The organism is Flavobacterium ginsengisoli, assembly GCF_029625315.1.
In the GTDB taxonomy this organism is placed as follows: Bacteria; Bacteroidota; Bacteroidia; order Flavobacteriales; family Flavobacteriaceae; genus Flavobacterium; species Flavobacterium ginsengisoli.
In genome coordinates, this window is the sequence record NZ_CP121110.1 from 505,745 (window position 1) to 521,430 (window position 15,686).

Here is a 15,686-nt window from a genome sequence, read left to right on the forward strand (position 1 = left end):
AGTTCTACACAACGATTTAAGCAAACAAAAATTAGCGACAGCTTTTCTCTTTTATCATTTTTGGTAGAAGTGGATTTGTATACAATAAAGTAAAAAAATGAATGATAATAAACTTGCCAATTTAGAAAAGCAATTAGAAGGAAAATTATTTTACGATCATACCATGCGTCTGCTGTACGCAACAGATGCAAGCGCTTACAAAGAAATGCCTTTGGCTGTAGCTGTTCCGAAAACTAAAGAAGATATCCAGAAAATTATTGCTTTTGCAAAAGAAAACAACAGCAGTATCATTCCTCGTGCGGCCGGAACTTCATTAGCTGGGCAAGTCGTTGGAAACGGAATTGTGGTTGATATTTCGCAAGAATTTACCAAAATTATCTCTGTTAATAAGGATGAAAAATCGGCTTGGGTAGAACCAGGAGTAATTCGCGATGAACTGAATCTTTATTTGAAATCGTACGGACTTTTTTTCGGACCAGAAACTTCTACCAGTAATCGTTGCATGATTGGCGGAATGGTTGGAAATAATGCTTGTGGAGCACGTTCTGTTGTATATGGATCAACGCGCGAACATGTTCTTGAAATAAAAGGTTTTCTGGCAGATGGAAATGAAGTCGTTTTTGGCGCTTTAACAAATGCTGAATTTGAAGATAAATGCAACGGAATTAATGTTGTTGGTACATTAGAACAAGCAATTTATGTTCAAGCGAAAGAAATACTTTCATCTGAAAATAATAGAAATTTATTTGAAGCCAATTTTCCTAAAAAAACAATTCCAAGAAGAAACACAGGTTACGCTTTGGATTTATTGGCCGATAGTTCGCCTTTTATAGATTTCTCAGAAAAGTTTAATTTCTGTAAATTGATTGCAGGATCTGAAGGAACTTTGTTTTTTTCGACAGCGGTAAAATTAAATCTAGTTGATGCTTTAAAACCTTTTTCAGCATTGATTTGCGTTCATTTCGAAAGCATTCATGAATCTTTAAAAGCAAATATTGAAGCATTGAAGTTCAATCCTGATAGTGTAGAATTAATTGACCACTATATTTTAGAATGCACCAAAGAAAATATAGAACAAAGCAAAAATCGCTTTTTTGTGAAGGGCGATCCTCAGGCTATTTTGGCTGTCGAATTTTTGAGAGATTCGCAAGAAGAAATCGAGAAGATTGCAGAAGAGATGGAAGCTTTAATGCGATCTAAAAATCTAGGTTATCATTTCCCAATTGTGTATGGTGAAGACACCAATAAAGTTTGGGCATTAAGAAAAGCTGGATTAGGCTTATTATCGAATATTCCCGGAGATGCAAAAGCAGTTGCGGTGATTGAAGATACAGCCGTAGACGTAAATGATTTGCCTGATTTTATAGCAGATTTTAATGCGATTTTAAAAGAAAGAAATTTAAACTGTGTGCATTATGCGCATGCCGCTACTGGCGAATTGCATTTGCGTCCGATTATAGATTTAAAAACCAAAGAAGGAACGGCTCTTTTTAGAACTATTGCAACAGATATAGCGCATTTGGTTAAAAAATACAAAGGTTCTTTAAGTGGTGAACATGGTGATGGAAGACTTCGTGGAGAGTTTATTCCGTTGATGCTTGGAGATGAAATTTATCAGCTATTTATTCAGATAAAAAATGTTTGGGATCCGTGGGGTGTTTTCAATCCTGGAAAAATTGTGAATACGCCACCAATGGATACAAGTCTACGATATAAAGCAGGCCAAGATACGCCAATGCCTGAAACGTATTTTGATTTTTCAGATCATAACGGAATTCTTCGTGCCGCCGAAATGTGCAACGGATCTGGAGATTGTCGAAAAACAGAAAAAAGTGGCGGAACAATGTGTCCAAGTTATATGGCAACTCGAGACGAAAAACATACGACTCGAGCGCGCGCCAATATGCTTAGAGAGACTATTACAAACTCAACGAAAGCAAATAGGTTTGATGATGAAAATTTGCTTGACGTTTTGGATTTATGTTTAAGCTGTAAAGGATGCAAATCAGAATGTCCTTCAAATGTGGATATGGCAAAATTGAAAGCCGAAACATTACAGCAGTATCAGGATAAAAACGGAGTAAAATTTAGATCTAAACTAATTGGAAATACGCCAAAAATAAATCAATTATTCGCTTCAGCTCCGTGGCTATATAATTTATCTGCGAAAGGAATTCTAGGAAATTGGATTAAAAGAGGAACTGGTTTTGCCCTAGAAAGACAATTGCCTTTAATGCATAAAATTACTTTTGCCAAATGGATGAAAAGCTATAGCCAAATTGGTGATTTTAATAATGGAATTGTGTATTTGTATAATGATGAATTTCTGAATTATTTTGATGTCGAAATAGGACAAACCGCTGTAAAACTTTTAAACAGATTAGGTTATAAGGTTGAGATTCCTAAAATTGGAATAAGCGGAAGAACTTATTTATCAAAAGGAATGCTAAAAGAAGCACGAGAAATTGCAGAACAAAACACAAAAGACTTTGAAGCAACAATTCCAACTGATGGAATTTTAATCGGAATTGAACCTTCTGCAATACTTTCATTTCGCGATGAATACCCTGATTTGTGTCGTGGTGATCTCAAAGAAAAAGCAAAACAATTTGCGGCGAAAACTTTTTTAATTGAAGAGTTTTTGGCTAAAGAATTGGAAGCTAAACGTATTTCTCCTACTAGTTTTACAGAAAAAACAGAAAGAGTGCGTATGCATGGACATTGTTTTCAGAAAAGTTTATCGTCTTTAGCGCCACTTAAAAAGATACTTTCATTGCCAAAGAACTATACTGTTTTAAATATCCCGAGTGGTTGTTGCGGAATGGCAGGCTCGTTTGGTTATGAAAAAGAGCATTATGATATTTCGATGAAAATTGGTGAATTGGTTTTGTTTCCAACAATTAGGGCAGAAGAAAGTGTTACTTTAATTGCTGCTCCAGGAACAAGTTGCAGACATCAAATTGCAGATGGAACAGGACGAAAGGCACAGCATCCTGTGGAAATATTATTTAAGGCTTTGAAATAGAGATTTGTTATTATTGTCCCCATATTCTGAAGAGACGCAATGTGTTAGGTCTTTTTAGCTATACTTTACGTATGAAATCTGTTATATCTGCAAAATCTGCGAGAGGCATTTTTGACTATTTTTTTCTCTCGCAGATTTTGCAGATTAAGAGGATTTATATCTAAGTAAAAGACTATTTTAAAAAAAACAATAATTCAAAAAAAATTATAACTTAATATTTATCGTCGTGCCATCTTTAATAACTTTATTGATTGCTAGCTTTTTTCCATCAGTTATTTTTAACCTTAGGTTTTTGCCAGCTCTTTCAACTGTAATATCAAAATCGCGTTCAAAAGCATGAATACCCTTCAGTTTCATAATAGACCAATTTTTAGGAAGACGTGGCGTAAAATCGAAACTGCGCAAACCAGTTGGACGAATTCCGAATAATCCTTCTGTAAAAATTCTGCAATACAAACCGCTTTCAGCCGAAAGATGACGCTGATCGCCTTCTGGATACGCTTCTACAGGGTATGGAACGTGATCGCCCAATAAACGTCGGTTAGAATAATAATGTAAAAAATCAAGTGCTTTATCTGTTTCGCCAGCAGCAAGAACTCCTCTTAAAGCATATAAGGTAGATCGATCCCAAAATATTTTATCTCCGGCTATACTTGCCAAACCATCTTTAGTCCATAATCTAGGAGAAAATAAAGCATCTATAGTTCCATCTTTTCGATCATAAATTCCCATAGTAAGCGGCGTGCAAATCCAAGCTCTTAAAACATCATTTTCTTTATAATATTTGTAGGTTTCAAAACCTTCGACTTTAGCGCCAAAATAGTTTTCAATTGCAGTCTTTAATTTCTCAGCTTCGGTTTTATACGTTTTAAGCAGACTTTCATTTTTTCCTAAAACCTTACCTAAATAAATTGCTGAGTTTAATGCATCATAATACAGAGAAGAAGTATTGAGGTTGGCTTTTCCAGCTGGTAGACGTCCTTCTAATTCATCAGAATCTGAAGCGACAACTCCCTCAGCATTTATTTTTCTGTGACAATATTCTAAACACCATTCTATTAATGGCCATAATTGTTTTGCTTCATCTACATTTCCTCTTGAAAGTGCATAACGAGCTGCTCCATAAGCAATCATTGCGCCATCACCACGATCTCCTGCGCCCGCCCAAATATCCGTTCCTTCTGCAACAATAGAACTCGGAATCGGTTTGTAGTCTTTGTTCATGAATTTTGCAAATTGGAGATAAGCATTCAATGAAGCTTGATTTCCATACTCATACCCCAAATAAGGAAAGAACGGACCAACATACTCGGCCTGATCGTTTGCCCAGATTGCGGCATAATACGATTCTCCTCCAGGACCGTGCATTGGACCGTTTTTGGTTTCAAAAATACTTTCAGCCGCTCTGATTTTCGCGAAAGCAAATTCAGTATTTAAAACTTGATCTGGTGTTTCCAAAATTAATTTGCTCCAAATTTCACGGATTAAGTCAATGCGTTTGTTTTTTTCTTCTTCGGCATTTACAGCAGGAACAGATTCGCTTGTTTTAACGCCAGAATAAAAAACAGAAAAAGTAACACTTTCGTTGGGCTTTAGGTTAAAAGTTCCGTCATTAAATAATTGCACCTGAATTTTGTAACTGCCTTCTGTTCCTTTTGTAGGATCTGAAGTATAAATCGTATTTGATTTTGGAATTTCTACAATAGAGTTTTTTTCAGAAGTGTTTTTAATAGTGTAAATTTCATTGTAACCTGCCAATGCTGTAGAAGGAAAAAATTGTCTAGTAAGTTCAAGAACATTCGTTTTACTTTTAATTAATAATGTTCCGTTAAGAGTTATCGAGACTGTTTTCTCTCCTGTAATAGGTTTGTAATTTACAGTTACAAGATCAAAAGCATCTTGAGCAAATTGACGTGTAAAACTTGCATGTGTATTGTTAGGAATAGTTCTGAGCATTGGCCAGATCAAACTTCGAGTAGCATGAAAAGAACCATCTGCCGCTACGCCGTATCTTAAAACGCATGAGATTTTTTTTCCGCTCATTTCGATATGGTCATCATGCGGAATAGCATTGTTTATTTGCCAAGAAATTGTGCCATCGTTATTAATTTGCCATCGCTGATCGTCTTGAGAAAATGCAATATTGCTAATAAAAAATAATGCAGTAAGAGTAAGTAAAAAAGGTTTGCGTTTTTTTCCAGAAGATAGCTTCATTGCGTTTGTTTTTTGTATTTGTTGTGTTGTGTGTTGTGTGTTGTGTAGTTTTTTATGCTTTACAGAATAATGCTGTAAGTAGCACAGGTAAATTGTTGACCTCAGAAATGCTCTTTTTTCGTCTTAGAATGTTAGTGCTGTTTTTTTGCGAGACATTCGGCTCGGTTCTTATGCTTGTTGCGTCAATAATTCATGCTTCTTCGTTTGGTTTTCAAGGTTAATAATTGAGTTTTTCGTTAGTTTTTTTGTCTTTTATTCTATTTTGTAACCGAAATAAATTGTTTTGAGCTTGTGCAAATTGTTTGGATAAATAGATAAATGCGAGATCCAAAAGTATAAATGTTCTTAAGTTTTACATACCAGTGCCTACTAGTTTTTTTTAATTGGAGGTAAAAAAGAGAGATGATTTTAAACAATCTGAAAAGCAAAGAGGATAATATATACACAGAATGTAAATTGTCTAATTGGAGAATAGGTAACTTAATTTTATTTTCTTCTAATAGTAATTTATTGAAAGTAATTTCAAATAAATGATTTAGAATTTTGATGCTTGTAAGCATTATTTAATCAAGAAATGGATAATATAGTATCACAAAAAAAAATGGTAAAACTTTTACATTTTTTTTCTTCACCCTATTTTTCGACCATACCAGTTTGCTTTTTACGCTATTGTATTAGGAATAAGCATGTTTTATCTCGTTTATAAATAATGAGATTAAACAGTTTTTTTTTAGCCCAAAGAATGTCTGTAGAACAACAGTTTGTCTACGAATTGTATAGTCGCAAATATTGATTAATGAATAATTACAAATTCAGCTTTCTATATTGCAAAGGAGAAAGCTGTTTTAATTCTTTAAACTTTCGATTAAAATTGGAAATATTATTGAAGCCGCATAATTCGGCAATTTCCAAAACAGAGAGTTCCTCATTATTAGATAATAATTTTGCGACTCTCTCAATGCGCACTTCAATTAGAAACTGAAAAAAAGATTTGTTTGTCCGGACTTTAAAATACCGACAAAAAGCATTTTTGGTCATACTGGCTATCGAAGCAATTTCATCAAGCGTTATGTTTTTATGAAAGTTAGTCATAACATATTCAAACACAATCTGCATTCTTTTCCCTTCATTATCAGTTATTTTCTTTTGATATAAATAATTAGAAAGCGGAGTAGTTTCAGATATTGAGAGCCATTTTAGAATATCAAGAAATAATATAAATCGTGTATAACTGTCGGCTTTTCGTAACTTCTTAAAATATTTGACTACTTTTTTTGGTGCGTTATGAATGATAAATCCATTTTTGTCGCTTTCTAAAATAGGATGAATATTTCGGAAAGTAGATAATTCAAAAAAATCTTTCCCAAACGAATTGAAAGTAAAGAATAAAGTTCGCATTACAGAAATTACATTTTCTTGAACATCGCTTCTAAATACATGGGGCAGATTGCTTCCAATTACCAATATATCGCCCTCGCGATATTGCGAAATAGTATCGCCAGCAAAAACGGCTCCTTCTCCTTTTTCTATAAAACTAATTTGAATTTCTTCATGCTGGTGCAGTTTATCATAAAATGATACTTCTATATCTTCTTGATAAATAAGGGGATCTTCTCCAGATTTTGGAATTTTGAATGGAAAAACTTTCATATAGTGGTTAGTTAGTTACTATCAAATATATTGTATTTGATCAAAAAAATGATGCTATAATGTTCTGTTTTTTGACATTTGTCATTATATAGGGTAATATAATATCATTTTGTGGTAATTTTTGAAGGCTTAGCTCTGTCGTTTCTAGATAATTTTGGCTTAAATAAAAAATTAAAATTATGAGCATTGAATGGAATGGCGTGATGCCGGCGGTAACTACAAAATTTACTGCAGATGATAAATTAGACTTCAAAATGTTTGAAGTTAATATGAAGGCACAATTAGATGCTGGGGTGTCAGGGATTATTTTAGGAGGCACTTTGGGTGAAGCCAGTACACTTTTGGAAGAGGAAAAAAGAGAATTAGTACAACATACCGTTTCACTTACAGAAAATAAAGTGCCTGTAATAATGAATATTGCAGAGCAAACTACAAAGGGAGCCATTTTAGCGGCTAATAAAGCAGAGCAAGATGGAGCAAAAGGATTAATGATGCTTCCTCCAATGCGTTACAAAGCATCTGATTTTGAAACGGTTGCTTTTTATAGTGAAGTGGCAAAAAGTACAAAACTTCCTATTATGGTTTACAACAATCCAGTTGATTATAAAATCGAAGTTTCTTTAGATATGTTTGAAGAGTTATTAAAATTTGATAATATTCAAGCAGTAAAAGAATCTACAAGAGATATTTCTAATGTTACAAGAATGATTAACCGATTTGGGGATCGTTTAAAAATACTATCTGGAGTGGACACATTAGCATTAGAAAGTTTATTAATGGGCTCTGATGGATGGGTTTCTGGATTAGTTTGTGCTTTTCCTGCAGAAACAGTAGCCATTTATAAATTGGCTAAAGCCGGAAGAATCGATGAAGCTCTAAAAATTTACAGATGGTTTTTGCCTTTGTTAGAATTGGATATTAATTCATTTTTAGTTCAAAATATAAAATTAGCAGAAGTAGCAACAGGAATTGGAACTGAAAATGTCCGTGCTCCAAGATTGCCATTGCAAGGGGCAGAAAGAGAAAGAGTTCTTGCCATTATTGCCGAAGGACTAAGAACAAGACCAACTTTGCCAGATTACAAAAATTTATAGCATCTTATTGCCAAGATTGGCTCTTTTGGTTATCAGTCTCAGTGAGAATTGTTAGGGAATTCTTTACTGAGACTATAACTAAGAACTGTGACTTCAATACATTTCATTTATTAGACAAAAACATGATTACAGGAAAAAATTATATAGGAAGCCAGCTAAAAGCGAGCGGTTCAAAAATATTAAAAACGTTTAATCCGTTATTGAACAAAGAAAATCCTTGGGTTTTTACAGAAGCAACTCAGGATGAAATTGAGGAAGCAGTTACTTTAGCTAATCAAGCATTTTCGAGTTATAAAAAATATTCAGGAATTGAAAAAGCTAAATTCTTAAACGCAATTGCTGATGAAATTTTAGCTTTGGGAGATACTCTTTTAGAACAATACTGTACCGAATCGGGTTATCCGAGAGGCAGGGCGGAAGGTGAACGCGGTCGAATGATCGGTCAATTAAGAGCCTTTGCCGAAATGCTTACAGAAGGAAATTGGGTTCAAGCAACAATAGATACTGCAATAATTGACAGACAACCTGCACCAAAAGAAGATTTGCGCAAAATGTTAGTTCCTCTAGGACCAATTGTGGTTTTCGGGTCGAGTAACTTTCCTTTTGCATTCTCTACAAGCGGAGGAGACACAGCTTCGGCTTTGGCTGCGGGTTGTCCGGTTATTGTAAAAAGCCATTCCATGCATATAGGAACAGGCGAAATGGTCGCTTCGGCTATTATAAAAGCGGCTCAGAAAACCAATATGCCCGAAGGCGTTTTTTCTAATCTTATAGGAGACGGAAGAACACTCGGAACGAGTTTGGTAAAACATCCGTTAATAAAAGGTGTTGGTTTTACAGGAAGTATAAAAGGTGGCCGTGCTTTATGCGATTTGGCTGCACAGCGTCCAGAGCCAATTCCGGTATTTGCCGAAATGGGAAGTATAAATCCTGTAGTGCTTTTGCCTAATGCATTGAAAAAAACAGTCAAAAATGGGCAACAGCTTATGCAAATTCGATCACTTTAGGAGCGGGGCAATTTTGTACCAATCCAGGATTATTATTAGCTTTAAGAGGTGAAGAATTAAAAGAATTTGAAGAGAACCTAAATCAAGCCATTGAAAAAACTCAGCCTGGCTGTATGTTGCATCCTTCTATTTATGCTGATTTTAATAACGGAATTTCAAAAATAGAAGAACATAACGGGATTTCGAAAATCGCTCAGTTTAAAGGAGAAACAATTCCAAATCATGGCATTCCAACAGTTTTAAAGGTTAATGGAAAAAAGTTTTTAGAGAATAAAATATTGCATAACGAAGTTTTTGGTCCATTTTCTATTTTAATTGAATGTGAAAATGAGACGGAATTAATAGAAGTTATTTCTAAACTGGAAGGACAGCTGACAGGAACAATTATAAGTGAAGAGAACGAAATTGACAAGCACAAAGGAATAATTGCCGCTTTACAGAATCGCGTAGGTCGCTTAATATACAATGGCGTGCCAACAGGAGTTGAGGTTTGCGCTTCTATGCTTCACGGCGGACCTTATCCTGCATCGTCAGATTCACGTTATACTGCCGTAGGAATACACGCGGTTTACAGATGGGTTAGACCATTAAGTTATCAGAATTGGCCAAACGAATTGCTGCCTGCTGAATTGCAAAATGAGAATCCATTACAAATTGTTCGTACAATAAATAATAAACTAACACTATCTCAAATATAAAATGGTAAAGAAAACTTTTTTTTGTGTAGATGCTCATACGTGCGGAAATCCAGTTCGGGTTGTTGCCGGTGGCGGACCAAATCTACAAGGTAATTCGATGAGCGAAAAACGGCGACATTTTTTAAAAGAATATGACTGGATTCGTAAAGGATTAATGTTTGAACCAAGAGGACATGATATGATGAGCGGAAGCATTTTGTATCCGCCAAGCGATCCTGCCAACGATGTTGGAATTTTGTTTATAGAAACTTCTGGCTGTCTGCCAATGTGCGGACACGGAACAATTGGAACCATCACAATTGCTGTTGAGGAAGGATTGGTAACGCCAAAAACTCCAGGTATTATAAAAATGGAAGCTCCTGCAGGTTTAGTGCATATAGAATATCAGCAAACTGGCAAAAAGGTAGATTGGGTACGTCTGACCAACGTAAAATCGTATCTAGCAGCCGAAGGTCTTACTATTGATTGTGAAGAATTGGGTGAGATTGTTTTTGATGTGGCTTATGGAGGAAATTATTACGCGATTGTCGATCCGCAGAAGAATTTTTCTGGTGTTCAGGATTATACAGCGAGTAAAATTATTCAATACAGTCAGGAAGTGCGCAAAAAGATTAATGAAAAATATCCTGATTACTTCATTCATCCACAGAATGATACCATTCGAGATGTGTCGCATATGTTATGGACAGGAACGCCAATAGATCCTACATCTTCAGGCAGAAATGCTGTTTTTTATGGAGATAAAGCAATCGACCGTTCGCCGTGCGGAACAGGAACATCGGCCCGAATGGCACAATTGCACGCAAAAGGAAAATTAAAAAAAGGGGAAGAGTTTATTCACGAAAGTTATATTGGAAGTAAGTTTATTGGTAAAGTCGTAGAAGAAACTTCTATTGGAGATATTCCAGCTATTGTTCCAAGTATTCAAGGTTGGGCAAAAGTATACGGTTATAATACTATTGTAATTGATGAAAATGACGATCCATATGCGTTTGGATTTCAGGTTATTTAATGAATTAATTTATAGTATAACTAGAAGTTTAAAAAACTCTTAACGAATTAAAATTTATGAAAAAAGTAGCTGTTATAGGCGGCGGAATTATTGGTTTATGTTCTGCTTATTATCTTGCAAAAGAAGGTTATGAGGTGAGCGTATTTGACGAATCTGATATGAACAATGGCTGTTCGTACGGAAACGCGGGTATGATTGTGCCTTCACATATTATACCGCTCGCGCAGCCTGGCATGATAGCACAAGGAATAAAATGGATGTTCGATAGCCGCAGTCCGTTTTATGTAAAACCACGTTTGAACAAAGATTTAATAAACTGGGGAATGCAGTTTTATAAACATGCCAATTTACGTCATGTAGAAAATGCAATGCCCGCTTTACGAGATCTTTCTCTTTTGAGTAAAGAGCTTTATCAGGATTTTGCTAAAGAGAATAATTCTTTTTTTTACGAAGAAAAAGGACTTTTAATGCTTTATAAAAGTGATAAAGTAGGAGAAGAAATGCACCACGAAGGAAAAGAAGCAGAACGTTTAGGGTTGGAAGTAGATTATCTGTCAAAATCTGAAGTTGCGCTTTTAGAAAAAGGAACTAATACAAATGTAATTGGAGGAGTTCATTATAAAAGCGATGCACATTTGTATCCTCAAAAATTTATGACTTTCATCAAAGAAGAATTGGCTCGTTTAAAAGTCGAAATTCATTCTCAAACGAGCGTTAAAGATTTTGTTTTAGAAAGAAATAAAATAGAAAAAATAGTAACCAATAAGGGACTCTTTAGAGCCGATGAAGTGGTCTTGGCATCAGGATCTTGGAGCCCTTTCTTGGCCAAAAAGCTAAATATTTCGATTTCAATTTTACCAGGAAAAGGATACAGTTTTACATTAAAAGACAAAACCCAGAAACCAAGTATTCCGTCTATTTTATGTGAAGGAAAAGTGGCCGTGACTCCAATGGCAAATGACATAAGATTTGGAGGAACGATGGAAATTACACATACCAAAGACAATAAAATAAACGCAAACAGGCTTCAGGGAATCATTAACAGCATTAACGATTTTTATCCTGATATGAAAGTCGAAATGCCAAAGCAAGAAGATACTTGGTTTGGGTTTAGACCTTGTACGCCAACTGGAATGCCGATTATTGCTAAAGACAAAAAAATCGTAAATTTGACATTAGCAACAGGGCATGCCATGATGGGATTAAGTCTCGCGCCAGCAACAGGAAAAATCGTAACAGAGATTATTTCTGGCAAACCTGTTTCTGTAGCTATTGACAGATTCCAAATATAAATTATGAAATACAATGCAATTCCGGTTTCTTTGTTTATTGAAAACCGAAAAAGATTTACCGAAAAAATGAAGCCAAATAGTGTAGCTATTTTGACTTCAAATGATGTAATGCCAAATAATGCAGATGATGTTATGGGCTTTGCACAAAACAATGATTTGTTTTATTTGTCTGGAATTGATCAAGACGAAACTATTTTGGTACTTTTCCCAGATGCTTTTAAAGAAGAAAACAAAGCCATACTTTTTGTAAAAGAAGCCAACGAACATACACTAATTTGGGATGGTAATTTTTTAACCAAAGAGCAAGTAACTGCTATTTCTGGAATACAGAATATCAAATGGATTCATGAATTTGAAAAGACCTTACAGCTTTTTGCTTTTGAAGCCGATACTTTTTATTTAGGCCATAATGAGCACATCAAAAGGGTAACTTCTGAAATGGAAACCAGACAGGATAGAATGATTAAATGGTGCAAAGAAAAATATCCGTTGCATCAATATGATCGTGCGACAAAAATAACTCGAGCATTGCGACCTATTAAATCAAACGAAGAAATTGACTTAATCAAAAAAGCGACTGCGTTGAGTGTCGAAGGTTTCCATAGAGTTTTAGCCGCAATCCGTCCGAATGTAAAAGAATACGAATTAGAAGCTGAATTGTTATACGCGACCGCAAAAAACGGAGGGACAAGACAAGCATTTAAATCTATTGTAGCATCTGGCGGAAATGCCTGTTCACTGCATTACAATTCCAATGATGATGTTTGTGAAGAAAATGAAATGGTTCTGCTGGATTTTGGAAGCTGTTATGCCAATTATAATTCAGATACAACAAGATGTATTCCGGTTAACGGAACTTTTAGTCCAAGGCAAAAACAGGTTTATGAATCTGTTTTACATTGTTTGAAAGAAGGTTCAAAATTATTGAAGCCAGGAGTTTTGTCTAAAGATTATGAACTTCAAATGGCAAAATTAATTGAAACCGAATTAGTCAAATTAGGATTGATCACAGAGGACGAAATTAAAGCTCAAGATCCAGAAAAACCTGCTTACAAGAAATATTTCATGCACGGAACTGCGCATCATTTAGGTCTGGATGTTCATGACGTTGGTCTTTATTCTAGACCTTTTGAAAAAGGAATGGTTCTAACTTGTGAGCCTGGAATTTATATTAGAGAAGAAGGAATTGGTTGCCGTTTAGAGAATGATTATTTGATAACGGAAGATGGAAACGTAAATTTGAGTGAAGCCATGCCAATTGAAATTGCCGATATTGAAAGTTTAATTAAAAATAAAAAATAATAAGATGAAAAAACATTTATTGTTTCTTCTGTTGATATGCACATCTGTTTTTGCACAGAAGGATATTGACATTAACAATCTAAATTGGTCGCCTAATTCTCATTCCTTTTGGGTAAACAAAGATAATAATGTGGTGGTTTACGATGTTGATAAGCTTGATAAACAAACCGCAATTTTGTCTAAGGCACAATTGGATCTTGCCGGATTTACAGGAGAAATTGAGAATTTAGTCTGGAATGACTCAAAAACAAAAGTTTTGGTTTACACCAATTCTAAAAAAGTATGGAGAGACAATACCAAAGGTGACTATTGGTTTTTTGACTTGGCTACAGGTAAAGGAAAACAATTAGGGAAAAACTTAGATGCATCGTCGTTAATGTTTGCAAAATTTTCAAGTGATAGTGAAAATGTAGCTTATGTTTCCAACCATAACATTTATGTGGAGAATGTAAATTCAGGTAAAATTACGCCTTTAACTACAGACGGTACAGATAAAATCATTAACGGAACTTTTGATTGGGTTTATGAAGAAGAGCTAGCGGCACGTGATGGATTTAGATGGAGTCCAGACGGAAAAAGTATTGCTTTTTGGAGAGTAGACGCAACTTTGACTAAATTTCATTTCATGATCAATAATACCGATTCCTTGTATCCGGTGATTATTCCTGTAGAATACCCAAAAGCTGGCGAAAAACCATCGTCGGTTAAAATTGGAATTGTAAATATTGATTCGCTTCAAACCAATTGGTTGAATATTCCAGGAGAACCAGATAACAATTATTTGGTCCGAATGAAATGGCTAAGTAACGAATCTGTGATGGTGATTCAGTTAAACCGAAATCAGAATCAGGTTACAATGTACGATTGCAATACAAAATCTGGAGCAACTAGAGTTATTTATAAAGAAGAATCTAGTGCTTGGATAGATGTTTTTGATATTTCTTCGGGAGAATACGATACTTTTCCTTGCCAATTTGTAGACAACGGAAAAGCCTTTTTATGGAGTTCTGATGCTGATGGATGGATGCATATTTATAAAATAAGTTTAGACGGAAAATCAAAAGAATTAATAACCAAAACTAATTTTGATGCTTATTATAAAGCTTATAATGAAAAAACAAAAACAATTTATTTCATTGCTAGTCCAACTGATGCTACACAGCGTTATTTGTATGAAACGAATTTAGGTTCTAAAAAAACAAAAAGAGTAACTCCAGATATTTTTGATGGTTCAAACAGATATATTTTTTCTACAGATGCAGCTTACGCACAACATGCCAACGCAAGTATTTCGAGAGATTACAACCAGAGATTAATCGCTTTGTCTGGACATCAAAAAGTTTATCCAAAAGAAGCAGATGTTTTTACTGCTCCTGATAGAAATTATACTTTAGAAAAATTTAAAGTAAAAACAGTTGATGGTATTGATATTGACGGAATAATGGCAAAACCGTTAGATTTTAATCCTTCAAAAAAATATCCTGTTTTCTTTTACGTGTACGGTGAGCCAATGGCTACAGTGGCTAATGACAAACCTTATTTTAATGAATTTATTAGTGAATTGATTCCAAAAGGATATATCGGAATTGCAATGGACAATAGAGGAACTCCAGCAATGAAAGGAACGCAATGGAGAAAATCGATTTATAAAAACATCGGAATTATCAATACACGAGATCAGGCAATGGCTGCCAAAGAAGTTTTAAAATGGAATTTTATTGATTCTGATCGAGTAGCAATTCACGGATGGAGTGGCGGAGGTGCTGTAACTTTAAATTTAATGTTCCAATATCCAGACATATACAAAACAGGAATTGCCATTGCAGCGGTGACAGATCAGCATTTTTATGACAATATCTATACCGAACGCTATATGGGATTGCCAGACGAAAATGAAGCAACTTATGTTAAAGCTTCTCCAGTAACTCATGCCAAGAACTTAAAAGGAAATTTACTGTACATTCATGGAACAGGCGATGATAATGTGCATTATAAAAACGCTGAAGTTTTAATTAATGAATTAATTAAATACGATAAAATGTTTGATTTAATGATTTATCCAAATCGTTCGCATAGTATTTATGAAGGCGAAGGAACAACCAAACATTTAGTAGATACTTTTGTTCATTACATAGAAAAAAATTGTCCGCCTGGCGCGAAATAGAAAAAAAATATTTATAGAAAAAAGGAGGGTTTCATTAATTTGAAATCCTCTTTTTTGTTTTATAAAATTAGAATTTAAATGCACTTGAATTTAAAGTTTAAGATATTGTGCTTAGTTTATTGATTTTTAAATGATTATTTGTTTTTGTGAAGATGTTTTTTAAAATGTGAATTTGATAATTATAGGGTAATATAAGCAGGTTTTTCGGTAATATATTATCAGAAAAAT

8 protein-coding genes and 1 pseudogene are annotated in these 15,686 nt (G+C 34.6%); 7 read left to right on the forward strand and 2 right to left on the reverse strand.

Annotated elements, in window-relative coordinates; all coding sequences use genetic code 11:
* Nucleotides 1-97 precede the first annotated feature (97 nt).
* Nucleotides 98-3,025, forward strand: coding sequence for an FAD-binding and (Fe-S)-binding domain-containing protein (locus P5P87_RS02145; protein WP_278021396.1), 2,928 nt, complete (start codon nucleotides 98-100; stop codon nucleotides 3,023-3,025).
* A 204-nt stretch (nucleotides 3,026-3,229) separates the two neighbouring features.
* Here the strand turns inward: P5P87_RS02145 and P5P87_RS02150 are convergent, their stop codons facing one another.
* The gene (locus P5P87_RS02150; RefSeq protein WP_278021397.1) at nucleotides 3,230-5,239 is read right to left on the reverse strand and encodes a hypothetical protein; all 2,010 of its coding nucleotides are present in this window, start codon (nucleotides 5,237-5,239) and stop codon (nucleotides 3,230-3,232) included.
* Nucleotides 5,240-6,043: 804 nt separating this feature from the next.
* Nucleotides 6,044-6,889 (reverse strand): AraC family transcriptional regulator, encoded by an 846-nt coding sequence (locus P5P87_RS02155; RefSeq protein ID WP_278021398.1) that lies wholly within the window; start codon nucleotides 6,887-6,889, stop codon nucleotides 6,044-6,046.
* 179 nt (nucleotides 6,890-7,068) lie between these two features.
* Here P5P87_RS02155 and P5P87_RS02160 point away from each other — a divergent pair, with 179 nt between their 5' ends.
* The 6 genes and pseudogenes from P5P87_RS02160 (at nucleotide 7,069) to P5P87_RS02185 (ending at nucleotide 15,458) form a co-directional block, all read left to right on the forward strand.
* Nucleotides 7,069-7,983, forward strand: coding sequence for a dihydrodipicolinate synthase family protein (locus P5P87_RS02160; protein ID WP_278021399.1), 915 nt, complete (start codon nucleotides 7,069-7,071; stop codon nucleotides 7,981-7,983).
* Nucleotides 7,984-8,105: 122 nt separating this feature from the next.
* Nucleotides 8,106-9,688: pseudogene (locus P5P87_RS02165) on the forward strand (aldehyde dehydrogenase (NADP(+))).
* 1 nt (nucleotide 9,689) lies between these two features.
* Nucleotides 9,690-10,700 carry a 4-hydroxyproline epimerase gene (locus P5P87_RS02170; protein WP_278021400.1) on the forward strand — a complete coding sequence of 337 codons (1,011 nt, stop codon included), beginning with the start codon at nucleotides 9,690-9,692 and terminating at the stop codon, nucleotides 10,698-10,700.
* Nucleotides 10,701-10,756: 56 nt separating this feature from the next.
* Complete coding sequence (locus P5P87_RS02175) at nucleotides 10,757-11,992, forward strand: NAD(P)/FAD-dependent oxidoreductase (RefSeq protein WP_278021401.1); 1,236 nt, start codon at nucleotides 10,757-10,759, stop codon at nucleotides 11,990-11,992.
* A gap of 3 nt (nucleotides 11,993-11,995) precedes the next feature.
* Nucleotides 11,996-13,294 (forward strand): aminopeptidase P family protein, encoded by a 1,299-nt coding sequence (locus P5P87_RS02180; protein WP_278021402.1) that lies wholly within the window; start codon nucleotides 11,996-11,998, stop codon nucleotides 13,292-13,294.
* A gap of 4 nt (nucleotides 13,295-13,298) precedes the next feature.
* Nucleotides 13,299-15,458, forward strand: coding sequence for a S9 family peptidase (locus P5P87_RS02185; RefSeq protein WP_278021403.1), 2,160 nt, complete (start codon nucleotides 13,299-13,301; stop codon nucleotides 15,456-15,458).
* Nucleotides 15,459-15,686: the final 228 nt, after the last annotated feature.

Bases quoted from the DNA above. Each gene is read 5' to 3' on its own strand.
- P5P87_RS02180 (WP_278021402.1), top strand. From the start codon at position 11,996: ATGAAATACAATGCAATTCCGGTTTCTTTGTTTATTGAAAACCGAAAA.
- P5P87_RS02160 (WP_278021399.1), top strand. From the start codon at position 7,069: ATGAGCATTGAATGGAATGGCGTGATGCCGGCGGTAACTACAAAATTT.
- P5P87_RS02185 (WP_278021403.1), top strand. From the start codon at position 13,299: ATGAAAAAACATTTATTGTTTCTTCTGTTGATATGCACATCTGTTTTT.
- P5P87_RS02150 (WP_278021397.1), bottom strand. From the start codon at position 5,239: ATGAAGCTATCTTCTGGAAAAAAACGCAAACCTTTTTTACTTACTCTT.
- P5P87_RS02155 (WP_278021398.1), bottom strand. From the start codon at position 6,889: ATGAAAGTTTTTCCATTCAAAATTCCAAAATCTGGAGAAGATCCCCTT.
- P5P87_RS02170 (WP_278021400.1), top strand. From the start codon at position 9,690: ATGGTAAAGAAAACTTTTTTTTGTGTAGATGCTCATACGTGCGGAAAT.
- P5P87_RS02145 (WP_278021396.1), top strand. From the start codon at position 98: ATGAATGATAATAAACTTGCCAATTTAGAAAAGCAATTAGAAGGAAAA.
- P5P87_RS02175 (WP_278021401.1), top strand. From the start codon at position 10,757: ATGAAAAAAGTAGCTGTTATAGGCGGCGGAATTATTGGTTTATGTTCT.